Consider the following 9953-nt stretch of genomic DNA (forward strand, 5'->3'; position numbering starts at 1 on the left):
GACACTAGGCATCAAGCCATCCGGTTCCATAGTGGCACAGCGATGATTCCACAGGCCTACCTTGGGCGACAGGGGTACGTGTCAGGCGGCGGCGATCTCCGCCAAACCGAGGCCGCGCGGCTCCCCCACGCAGCGATCCGCCAGCACGCGCATGCCTGTATAGCTGCGCCGGATGCACTCCGCCAGATGCTCCACCTCGTCGACCGCGGGCGAATTCCCCACCAGGGTGCAGACGATCTCCAGCGCCTCCCACGGATGGGTATCGTCGTACGCCGCATGCAGCTGAAGCCAGCGCAGGCTCTGGGTGCGGGTTTCCGCGGGCAGGCTCTGCGCGTAGGTCGGGCTGTCGTAGACCAGTTGCGACCATTCCCCGGTCGCGCCTTCCACCGCGTAGTTGGTGGCGGCGATGCTGGCCGCCAGCGAGCCGCGGCTGCTGATCTCCTCGCACCATTGCGCCAGCGCCTGGCTGCCCATCGGGGCGCTGCCGCGCAGCACTTCCTCGCGCGGCACTCCCGCCCCTTCGGCCCATTTCAGCCAATGGTCGGCGTGGTTCTGCTCGACCCGGATGTTGCGCACTAGCCAGCGCCGCGCGAGATTGTCGCCCGGGCTGCGACCGTACTGCGTCTTCAGCAGGCTGTGCGCCATGTAGCCCGGGAAGCGCTCGATCACCGGCCAGATGCCCACCATGAAATTGCGGGTCGAGGCCAGGCTGAGCCGCGCCTCGCACATCAGCGCCCACAGCTCGTGCCGCAGCACCTCCTGCTTGCTGCCTTCGCATGCGCCCACCATGTCCTGCGCCCACTGCGGGTAGCTGGAAAGCTCGGTCAACGGGCCGGTGAGTTCGAAACGGTTGTTCATGTCTGTCTCCTGAGATTGACTCCGTGACCGCCGCCCGAAAGGCGGCGGCCCCGGCGCCAGGACGGCACCGGGAGCCCATAGTGGGCACGCGCCGGAGCCGATGGATAGGCGGAGACGGCCCGCCGGCCGCCGGGGAGCCCGGCGGCATGAGGTTTGTGCAAGGAAGTGCGAGCCCGCGGCTTCGCCGGGCCGGCCATGCCGGCAGGCAGCCCGGCGGATCGGCCCGGCATGAGGCCGGGAAACGGCAACGACGCCTGCCTACGGCAGACGGCACGCGGCTCGGGAACCGGGCGGAACGGCGGCTCCGCTCCAGGCCGGGCTATTTCGCCAGCCGGCTCGCGTGGCTGGCGGCGAGCACCCAGTGCCCGTCGCGGCGGACCCAGGTGTCGGTGTACTGGAAATCGCCGGTGAACGCGGCGCCGCCGGCATGCCCCTTGATCGAGGTGATCCCGGTGATGATCGCCGCGTCGCCGTACAGGCGGACCTGCTGCCCGTGGTTGCGGAACATCTCGTAGGACGGCTCGCGCTTCGCCACCTCGTCGAGGTTCTGCGCGCGATCGGTCACCTGGCCCCTCGAATCGGTCAGGGTGAAATCCCGCGTCAGGCCCTTGCCCAGGGTCGCGGCATCGCCGACCTCGAAGGCATGGCAGAGCACGGCCTCGGCGCGCAGCAGCTCGCGCCGGTCCTGCGCGGCATCGCGCGCATGCGCCAGTCCCGTGGCGAACAGCAGTACGGCAAGCGGCAATCCGGGCTTCATGGACGATCCCCATGGCAATGGCCGGTGCGCAGCATCGCACCGGCCGACCGGCGGCGCCAGCCGCCGCGACTGCGGCGCAGCGCCGGGTTGCGAAAGCTCCTCGCCGAATCGCCATGCCCGGGCGCGCATGGCCGTGCTCCGGCCATATGGCACGGCGGTTACGCGCCGACGCGCCGGGCGGTTTACAGCGACTTGCGGTACACGAGGAAGCCGGACTTCTCGGCCAGCGTGTCGTAGAGGCGCATGGCCGCGGCATTGGTCTCGTGGGTCTGCCAGTACACGCGCTTGCTGCCCGCCTCGCCCGCACGCGCGTAGACCGCCTCGATCAGCGCACGGCCGACGCCCCGGCCCCGGGCCGCCTCCACCGTGAAAAGATCCTGCAGGTAGCAGCTCGGACCGGGCTGGATGGTGCTGCGATGGAAAAGATAATGCGCCAGGCCGAGCAGGCCGCCGGCGGCATCGGCGGCGACGAGCGCATGCACCGGCTCGCCGGCATCGAGGAAGCGCGCCCAGGTCGTCCGGGTGATTTCCTCCGGCAAGGCGGTCTCGCCGCTGCGCCCGTAGAAGGCGTTGTAGCCGTCCCATAGCGGTTTCCAGGCGGCGAAGTCGTCGCCGCGAACGGGGCGGATCGTGATGGGGTCGCTCACTCGGATGCCTCGGAAATTTCGCTTGAAGGAACGAATGCGCGACCGGCCTGCGAGCACCCGGCCGGCCGCGCCGCTGCGCTCAGCGCTCCACCGTCGATTTCAGCCTGAGCAGCGCGCTGTCCCACTGTGCGGCAATCGCATCGAGCGAGCGCCGGGCCTCGGCCAGCCGGTCCGGTGCGAACGCCCACAGGCGCTCGCGCCCTTGCCTCACGTCGTGCACCAGGCCGGCGTCGGCCAGCACGTGCAGGTGCTTGGTCACCGCCTGCCGCGTGATGTCCGTGCCCAGGGTGAGCTGGGCGATCGACATGGCCCCGCCCGCGCACAGCAGGGCGACGAGGCGCAGGCGCGTGTCGTCGCCCAGCGCGGCGAACACCGGCGCCGACTTGCGCAGCGCCAGGGCGGCCCGCGCGGCACTTCGCCCGGAGGCTTCAGGCCTTGGCGACATAGGCTTCGACGTTCTTCATCTGCGCGTCCCAGCCGCCGCTGTTCATGCGGAACGCCTCCTCGCGGCGTGCCGGCGGTATCGCATCGAAACCCGACTCGACGACGCGCAGCAAGGTGCCGCCGGCCGCCTCTTCCAGCGTGAACTCCACCAGCGTGGTGGGTTCGTGCGAGTAGTCGGCCGCGGGGTCCACCGCGTACGGGTGCCAGCGGAAGGACAGCCGCCGCTCCGGCTCGATCTTTTCGATCAGCACGTCCCACAGCAGGTGCTCGTAGCCCGGATGGGTGATGTGGCCCTTCGTACGCTGCCCCGCCACGAAGCGCTGGCCCTTGAGCGCCACCCCGAACCAGTCGCCGAATGCCTCGGCGTCGGCGAGCGCGCGCCACACTTTCGAGCGTGGGGCCTCGAGCAGGAGGTCTCTTTCGATGCGATCGGTCGATGCGTTCATGGGCAACCTCGTGTTCGTGAGCAACCTTTTGGTTGCAGGTTAGGCTTGCCCCGCCAAAAACGCAACCCGTAAGTTGCATGTTATCAGGCGACTGGCGCCCTGGCCCGCAGGCAGGAACAATTCGGCCCATGGACTACCCGTGGATCCTCTTCGACGCCGACGACACGCTGTTCCACTTCGACGCGTACCGGGGGCTGCGCCTCATGTTCTCCGCCTTCGGGGTGGATTTCACGGCGCAGGACTTCGAGCACTACCAGCAGGCCAACAAGCCGCTGTGGACCGATTACCAGGACGGCCGGATCAACGCCGGCCACCTGCAGGTGACGCGCTTCGCCTCGTGGGCGGACAGGCTCGGCGTGGCGCCGCAGCGCCTCAACAGCGCCTTCCTCGCCGCGATGGCCGACATCTGCACGCTCCTGCCCGGTGCCGAAGACCTTATCCGGAACCTGCGCGGACGCGCCCGGCTCGGCCTCGTCACCAACGGTTTCACCGAATTGCAGACCGCCCGGCTGGAACGCACCGGGCTGAAGGACGCCTTCTCGCCCCTGGTCATCTCCGAGCAGGTCGGCATCGCCAAGCCCGACGCGCGCATCTTCGCGCATGCCCTCGCGCTGATGGGCGAACCGCCGCGCGGGCAGGTGCTGATGGTGGGCGACAACCCCCACTCGGACATCCTCGGCGGCCTCAACGCCGGCATCCGCACCTGCTGGTTCAACCCGCGCGGCGAGGCCGCCCCGCCGGGCATCGAGCCGCACCACCAGGTCGATTCGCTGGCGGCGCTGCAGCGCCTGCTGCTGTCCTGAGAGCCTGTTCACGATCTTTCGGTCGATCCGACCGCCTTGTCGTCATTCCTGCGAAAGCAGGANNNACCGGAACGACGCGCCGCGTGCGGCGATACTCACCATCGGATCACGAGCCCATGCCTGGGCTCGGCGCAGCGATGCTCGTCGGCCGTGCGGGCGACCTGGGCCGGCGTAACGTGATGCTCCAGCAGCGTCTCGATCGACATCGTCCGCCAGACCTCGACGTCGAGGCAGGCCGGATCCTGCGCGCCCGCAAGCGCGCCGATCAGGTGCACCACGCCACCGAGGCCGCGCAGCTTCGGATCGATCATGCGGAAAGCGGGGGCATGCGCGCGGGGCGCACCCGGAAGGCGGATGGCGGGCGCGGCATCCGGCAACCGGAACCCGCCGCCCGCCACGTAGCCCGGCACCGCCGGCACGGTGGCCGGCGGCAAGGACAATTTCACCGGCCCCGTCGCCAGTGCAGCCTCGACCGGCAGCGGCGGCTCCGTATGCCGCGCAGGCGATGCCGCAGGCCGCTTCGGCAACGCCGCCGCGCGCGCATTCGCCGCCGGGCGGAATGCCTCGCGCCGCAACGGCGCGGCGAGCAGACGCACGCGCAGGGCGCGGCGCGCCTCCTTCGAGGCCATCGGCAGCGCCGCTGGCGACCGGGGCGCCAGGGGTCGCAGCAGCGCGACCAGCAAGGCCAGGTGCAGCACGGTGACGACGCCCAGCACGATGCCGTTGACCGGCACTTGCCGACGCCATCGCACCGGCCAGCCCCGCGCCGCTGCCATGGACGATGACGCCCTTGCCCCCATGCCGCTCTCCATTCGCTGCCGCCATCCGTCGGCGCGGGCGACGCCATCGCCGCCATCCGCCGTACCGGCAACAAGGACACATGCGGGGCGCAAAAGTGCCCGGCGGGACTTTCTGTCCGTGCCCGCCGGGCCGGAGGCGGGCGATCATCGACCGCCGTTGCAGTTGGCAAGACCCGCGCGGCTGCGGATACTGGCGTATTTTCCGCCCGCCAAGCGACGCCCCGCGGCGCGCTGGCCGCCAGAGCCGACCATGAAAGACACCATCCGCCAGCTTATCCAACACGCCCTCGCCCGCCTCGCCGACGACGGCGTGCTGCCGCCCGGTGCCGCGCCGGCCATCCAGGTCGACGACACCAAGGACAAGAGCCACGGCGACTTCGCCAGCAACATCGCCATGGTGCTGGCGAAACCCGCCGGGCTGAAGCCGCGCGACCTCGCCGAGAAGCTGCTCGCCGCGCTGCCGGCCGATCCGCAGATCAGCAAGGTGGAAATCGCCGGCCCGGGCTTCCTCAACTTCACCCAGGACGGCCAGGCCCTGGCCCGCCGACTGGACGCGGCGCTGCAGGACGCGCGCCTCGGCGTACGCAAGGGCTCGCCGGCGCAGCGCGTGGTGGTCGACCTGTCCTCGCCCAACCTCGCCAAGGAGATGCACGTCGGCCACCTGCGCTCGACCATCATCGGCGACGCGGTGTCGCGCGTGCTGGAGTTCCTGGGCGACGAGGTGATCCGCCAGAACCACGTCGGCGACTGGGGCACCCAGTTCGGCATGCTGCTGGCCTACCTGCAGGAGAAGCCGGAGGCCGGCGAGACCGACCTGGCCGACCTCGAGGGCTTCTACCGCGCCGCCAAGCAGCGCTTCGACGAATCGCCCGCCTTCGCCGACCACGCCCGCGAGCTGGTGGTGCAGTTGCAGGCCGGCGAGCCCGAATGCATGCGCCTGTGGCGCCGCTTCAACGCGATCTCGCTGTCGCACTGCCAGCAGGCCTACGACCGCCTCAACGTCAAGCTGGCCCCGGCCGACGTACGGGGCGAGAGCACCTACAACGACGACCTCGCCAACGTGGTCGGCGACCTGCGCGACGCGGGCCTGCTGGTCGAGAGCGACGGCGCGCAGTGCGTGTTCCTGGACGAATTCAGGAACGCCGAGGGCAACCCGCTGCCGGTGATCGTGCAGAAGGCCGGCGGCGGCTACCTGTACGCCTCCACCGACCTGGCCGCCACGCGCTACCGCAGCCGCGTGCTGAAGGCCGACCGCGCGCTGTACTTCGTGGACCAGCGCCAGGCCCTGCATTTCCAGCAGGTGTTCGAGGTGGCGCGCCGCGCCGGCTTCGTGCATCCGGGCATGCAACTGGAGCACATGGGCTTCGGCACCATGAACGGCGCCGACGGCAAGCCGTTCAAGACCCGCGACGGCGGCACGGTGAAGCTGATCGACCTGCTCGACGAGGCGCAGGCGCGCGCCTACGCGCTGGTGAAGGAGAAGAACCCGGCGCTGGCCGAGGACGAGCTGCGCCACATCGCCCGCGTGGTCGGCATCGGCTCGGTGAAGTACGCCGACCTCAGCAAGCACCGCAGCAGCGACTACAGCTTCAACTTCGACCACATGCTCAGCTTCGAGGGCAACACCGCACCTTACCTGCTCTACGCCTATACCCGCGTCGCCAGCGTCTTCCGCAAGCTGGGCCGGGACGATGCCGGCGACCTCCCCGGGCGGATCCGCCTCGACGCGCCGCACGAGCAGGAGCTGGCCGCCCGGCTGGCGCAGTTCGGCGAAGTGCTCGTCCAGGTCGGCGAAAAGGGCACGCCGCACACGCTGTGCGGCTACCTGTACGACCTGGCCGGCCTGTTCTCCAGCTTCTACGAGCATTGCCCGATCCTGGCCGCCGGGGACGAGGCCACGCAGCAGAGCCGCCTGCGCCTGGCCGCGCTGACCGGCCGCACCCTGCGCCAGGGCCTGGAACTGCTGGGCCTGGAGACGCTGGAGCGCATGTAGCGCACGCGCGGCCGCCGCGGTCGCGGCGGCATGTAAACGCTGCGGCCCCGGGCCGCATCCCATGCCTGTCGCCAACCCCGGAGTGAACACCGTGCACAAGATCCTCGCCGTCCTGCTGCTGACCGCCACCCCGCTCGCGGCCTTCGCCGCGATGCCGTGCAAGTACAGCGAACCGCGCAATGCCGACATCGACGCCGCCGGCCTGAAGCGCCTGCAGATGAGGCTGGGCTCGTCCGACCTGGAGATCCAGGGCGTCCCCGGCCTGTCCAAGGTCGAGGTGCGCGGCACCGCCTGTGCCTCCGAGGCGGCCCGCCTGAAGAACCTGCAGATCGACACCGGCCACTCCGGCGACCAGGCCACGGTGGACGCCGAGAACCGGGACGACGGCAGCGGCTTCAGCCTGTTCGGCTCCGACTACGCCTACCTGAAGCTGCATGTGCGCGTGCCGGCCGCGATGGCCGTGGACGTCGGCAGCGGCTCCGGCGACGCGCGCGCGGACGGCCTCGCCTCGCTGGACTTCCATTCGGGCTCCGGCGACCTGGTCGCCAACCGCATCGACGGCGCGCTGGCGCTCCAGCTCGGCTCGGCCGACGTGAAGGCCAGCCAGGTCGGCAGCGTCAAGCTGCGCGGCACCGGCTCCGGCGACGTACGCATCGACGGCGTGCGCGGCGACGTCGAGGCCGGCAATTCCGGCTCCGGCGACCTCAGCTTCAGCAACGTCGACGGCAGCGTCAGCGTGGGCCACACCGGCTCCGGCGACATCACGCTGCGCCGCATCGGCCGCGACGTGGAGATCGGCGGCACCGGCTCGGGCGACGTCGACGCCGACGGCATCGGCGGCAACCTCCGCGTGCGTTCCACCGGCAGCGGCGAGGTCGACTACCGCAACGTCAAGGGCAAGGTCGACGTGCCGAAGCGCCACGACGACTGACGGGGCCGGGATGCGGGGCTGCCGCAGAAGCGGTGCGCGCAGGCATCCTGCGCGCTCAGGCCCCGCTTTCCGCCGCCGCGGCGCCGCTCCCGCCCGGGGCAGCCATCCTCGACACGCCGAGCATGACGCCGGTGGCGACGAGGTTCGCTACCGCGCTGGCGAGGATCGGCAGCGCATAGCTGTGGCTGACGTCGAAGGCGAACCCGGCGGCGCTGGGGCCGACCAAGGTGCCGAACGCCACGCTGGTATAGAGCACGCCGATGATGCCGCCCACATGGCGCGCGCCGAAGTAGTCCATCACCAGCGCCGGCAGGATCGCCACGAACCCGCCGTAGAACACGCCGAAGGCGAGCGCGAAGGCCAGCAGCGACCATAGCGCGACCGACAGCGGCCAGGCCGCCAGCGACAGCGTCATGCCCGCGAACATCGCCAGCAGCGCGCGCTGGCAGCCCATCCGGTCGGCCATGCCGCCGAGGAAGAAGCGGCCCGCGGTGCTGCCCACGCCGATCGCGCCCAGCAGCAGCACCGCCCACGACCGCTCGACGCCGTGGTCGAGCGCGTACGGGACCAGGTGGACGAACGGCACGAACAGGCCGAACGAGCAGATCAGGCAGGCCGCATACAGCCCGACGAAGCGCGGCGAAGCCAGCGCCTCGCGCACCGAACAGCCCGGCACCGACGCCGGCAAGGGGCCCGCCGGGGGCGGGTCGCCGTCCGGGTACAGCCCGCGGCTGCGTGGATCGTTCTCGATCAGCAAGGCCATGCCTCCCCCGATCGCCATGGTCAGCACGCCGAGCACGACGTAGGCATGGCGCCAGCCCAACGCGCCGATCAGCCATGCGGCCAGCGGCGGCATCGCCAGCGTGCCCACGCCGATGCCGCTGACCGCCAGCCCGGAAGCGAAGCCGCGCCGCCGCACGAACCATCGCTGCACGGCGCTCACCGCCGGCACGTAGGCGCAGCCGACACCCACGCCGACGCCGAGCCCATAGGCGGCGTACACGCCCAGCAGGCTGTGCGCGATGCCCGCGATCGCCAGGCCCGCGCCGGTCAGCAGCATGCCGGCGACCGCCAGGCGGCGTGCTCCCCACCGGTCCGCCAGCGGCCCGCTCACGATGCCCAGGCCGAAGTACAGGAACCCGGCCAGCGAGAACACGATGGAGACCGAACCGCGCGAAGCCGCGAATTCCCGCTGCAGGGAGCCGACGAACGCGCTGAAGGTATAGGCGCTGCCGAAGCCCACGAAGGTGATCGCGAACGCGGCGGCCACCACCAGCCAGCCATGGAACAGGCGCGGCCGGGGCGATGCGGATCGGATAGTCAAAACGGCCTCCTGGGAAGATACCGGATCATGGCGGGCACGCGGAACGGCCCGCCGGCGTGTCGCCACCGGCCCGGTCGCGGATGGCCGGGCGTCGGCGATGCCATGACGTCGCGCGCTGGAAAGCCGCACCCGCGCGAACCAGGGTGGCTTCGCCCAGGTGCGCGGCCGCAAGCTGGAAGCCCACCGGCAGGCCGGTATCGGCGAAGCCGCCCGGCAGGGTGAGGGTCGGGTGGCCGCTCATGTCGAACGGACAGGTATGGCGCAGCAGCCGCGACACCTGCTCCGGCTGCGCGCCCAGGGACTGCATCGCCGCCAGCGTGGGCGGCGCGAACGGATGCACCGGCGCCAGCAACAGGTCGATGCTTTCGAACAGTGCGGCGACGCGGCCGCGGAAGTCCATCCGCCGCAGCAGGATTTTCTGGTAGTCGGTGCCGGCCAACGCACGCCCTTGGTCGAGCACCGAGGCCAGCACGGCGCCGTACTCGTCCCTGCGCGCCGGGTAGGTGGCCTCGTGCGCGACCGCCGCCTCCACCGCGCAAAGCGGGAACCAGTCGGCGACGGCCTGCGCCGCATCGGGAAAACGCACCTCGACGATCTCCGCGCCGAGCATGCGGAATGCGTCGGCCGCATCCGCCAGCACCGTGCGCGTCGCCGCATCCACGTCGTCGTTCCATGCGGCATCGACGCCGATGCGCAGCCCCTGCACGCCCTGCCCCGCGGCCGCCCGGTAGTCCGGCACCGGCGCGGCCAGCGCGGTGGGTCGTACGGATCGGCGCCGGCGATGGCGCCCAGCAACACGCCCGCATCGACCGCGCTGCGCGCCAGCGTGCCCACGTGGTCCAGCGAAGCGGCCAGCTCGAACACGCCGTGCCGGCTGACCCGGCCCCAGCTCGGCTTCAGCCCGGTCACGCCATTGGCGGCGGCCGGCCAGCGGATCGACCCGCCGGTGT

General features: G+C 71.1%; 11 protein-coding genes. 3 read left to right on the forward strand and 8 right to left on the reverse strand.

The window, feature by feature from the left end; all coding sequences use genetic code 11:
- Positions 1–81 precede the first annotated feature (81 nt).
- The 5 genes from ASG87_RS09535 to ASG87_RS09555 form a co-directional block, all read right to left on the reverse strand.
- Positions 82–858, reverse strand: coding sequence for an iron-containing redox enzyme family protein (locus tag ASG87_RS09535; protein WP_056004307.1), 777 nt, complete (start codon positions 856–858; stop codon positions 82–84).
- Between the two features lie 319 nt (positions 859–1177).
- Positions 1178–1615, reverse strand: coding sequence for a nuclear transport factor 2 family protein (locus ASG87_RS09540; RefSeq protein ID WP_056004311.1), 438 nt, complete (start codon positions 1613–1615; stop codon positions 1178–1180).
- A gap of 182 nt (positions 1616–1797) precedes the next feature.
- Complete coding sequence (locus ASG87_RS09545; protein ID WP_056004314.1) at positions 1798–2262, reverse strand: GNAT family N-acetyltransferase; 465 nt, start codon at positions 2260–2262, stop codon at positions 1798–1800.
- Positions 2263–2341: 79 nt separating this feature from the next.
- Entirely contained in the window at positions 2342–2707 is a 366-nt protein-coding gene (locus ASG87_RS09550; RefSeq protein ID WP_056004317.1) for a metalloregulator ArsR/SmtB family transcription factor, read from the reverse strand.
- Positions 2691–3152 carry an SRPBCC family protein gene (locus ASG87_RS09555; RefSeq protein ID WP_056004320.1) on the reverse strand — a complete coding sequence of 154 codons (462 nt, stop codon included), beginning with the start codon at positions 3150–3152 and terminating at the stop codon, positions 2691–2693. The genes ASG87_RS09550 and ASG87_RS09555 overlap by 17 nt, the downstream gene beginning before the upstream one ends.
- Before the next feature lie 128 nt (positions 3153–3280).
- Between ASG87_RS09555 and yjjG the strand changes: the two genes are divergently transcribed.
- The gene (yjjG, locus tag ASG87_RS09560; RefSeq protein WP_056004323.1) at positions 3281–3955 is read left to right on the forward strand and encodes a pyrimidine 5'-nucleotidase; all 675 of its coding nucleotides are present in this window, start codon (positions 3281–3283) and stop codon (positions 3953–3955) included.
- Between the two features lie 95 nt (positions 3956–4050).
- Here the strand turns inward: yjjG and ASG87_RS09565 are convergent, their stop codons facing one another.
- The gene (locus ASG87_RS09565) at positions 4051–4689 is read right to left on the reverse strand and encodes a hypothetical protein (RefSeq protein ID WP_056004326.1); all 639 of its coding nucleotides are present in this window, start codon (positions 4687–4689) and stop codon (positions 4051–4053) included.
- A 316-nt stretch (positions 4690–5005) separates the two neighbouring features.
- On the opposite strand from ASG87_RS09565, the gene argS reads away from it, so the two are divergent.
- Positions 5006–6748: an arginine--tRNA ligase gene (gene argS / locus ASG87_RS09570; RefSeq protein ID WP_056004329.1), complete on the forward strand. Its 1743-nt coding sequence runs from the start codon at positions 5006–5008 to the stop codon at positions 6746–6748.
- 61 nt (positions 6749–6809) lie between these two features.
- The gene (locus tag ASG87_RS09575; RefSeq protein ID WP_157510993.1) at positions 6810–7679 is read left to right on the forward strand and encodes a DUF4097 family beta strand repeat-containing protein; all 870 of its coding nucleotides are present in this window, start codon (positions 6810–6812) and stop codon (positions 7677–7679) included.
- A 55-nt stretch (positions 7680–7734) separates the two neighbouring features.
- Here the strand turns inward: ASG87_RS09575 and ASG87_RS09580 are convergent, their stop codons facing one another.
- Together ASG87_RS09580 and ASG87_RS20625 are read right to left on the reverse strand one after the other, a co-directional pair.
- The gene (locus ASG87_RS09580) at positions 7735–9003 is read right to left on the reverse strand and encodes an MFS transporter (protein WP_056004335.1); all 1269 of its coding nucleotides are present in this window, start codon (positions 9001–9003) and stop codon (positions 7735–7737) included.
- Between the two features lie 25 nt (positions 9004–9028).
- Positions 9029–9934, reverse strand: coding sequence for an amidase family protein (locus tag ASG87_RS20625; RefSeq protein ID WP_326937894.1), 906 nt, complete (start codon positions 9932–9934; stop codon positions 9029–9031).
- Positions 9935–9953: the final 19 nt, after the last annotated feature.

It is taken from the genome of Frateuria sp. Soil773, assembly GCF_001428405.1.
Taxonomy (GTDB): Bacteria; Pseudomonadota; Gammaproteobacteria; order Xanthomonadales; family Rhodanobacteraceae; genus LMSL01.

What these genes read in the sequence shown, in the direction of transcription:
- ASG87_RS09535 (WP_056004307.1), bottom strand. Translation starts at nt 858, where the DNA reads ATGAACAACCGTTTCGAACTCACCGGCCCGTTGACCGAGCTTTCCAGC.
- ASG87_RS09575 (WP_157510993.1), top strand. Translation starts at nt 6,810, where the DNA reads ATGCCTGTCGCCAACCCCGGAGTGAACACCGTGCACAAGATCCTCGCC.
- argS (WP_056004329.1), top strand. Translation starts at nt 5,006, where the DNA reads ATGAAAGACACCATCCGCCAGCTTATCCAACACGCCCTCGCCCGCCTC.
- ASG87_RS09555 (WP_056004320.1), bottom strand. Translation starts at nt 3,152, where the DNA reads ATGAACGCATCGACCGATCGCATCGAAAGAGACCTCCTGCTCGAGGCC.
- yjjG (WP_056004323.1), top strand. Translation starts at nt 3,281, where the DNA reads ATGGACTACCCGTGGATCCTCTTCGACGCCGACGACACGCTGTTCCAC.
- ASG87_RS09540 (WP_056004311.1), bottom strand. Translation starts at nt 1,615, where the DNA reads ATGAAGCCCGGATTGCCGCTTGCCGTACTGCTGTTCGCCACGGGACTG.
- ASG87_RS09550 (WP_056004317.1), bottom strand. Translation starts at nt 2,707, where the DNA reads ATGTCGCCAAGGCCTGAAGCCTCCGGGCGAAGTGCCGCGCGGGCCGCC.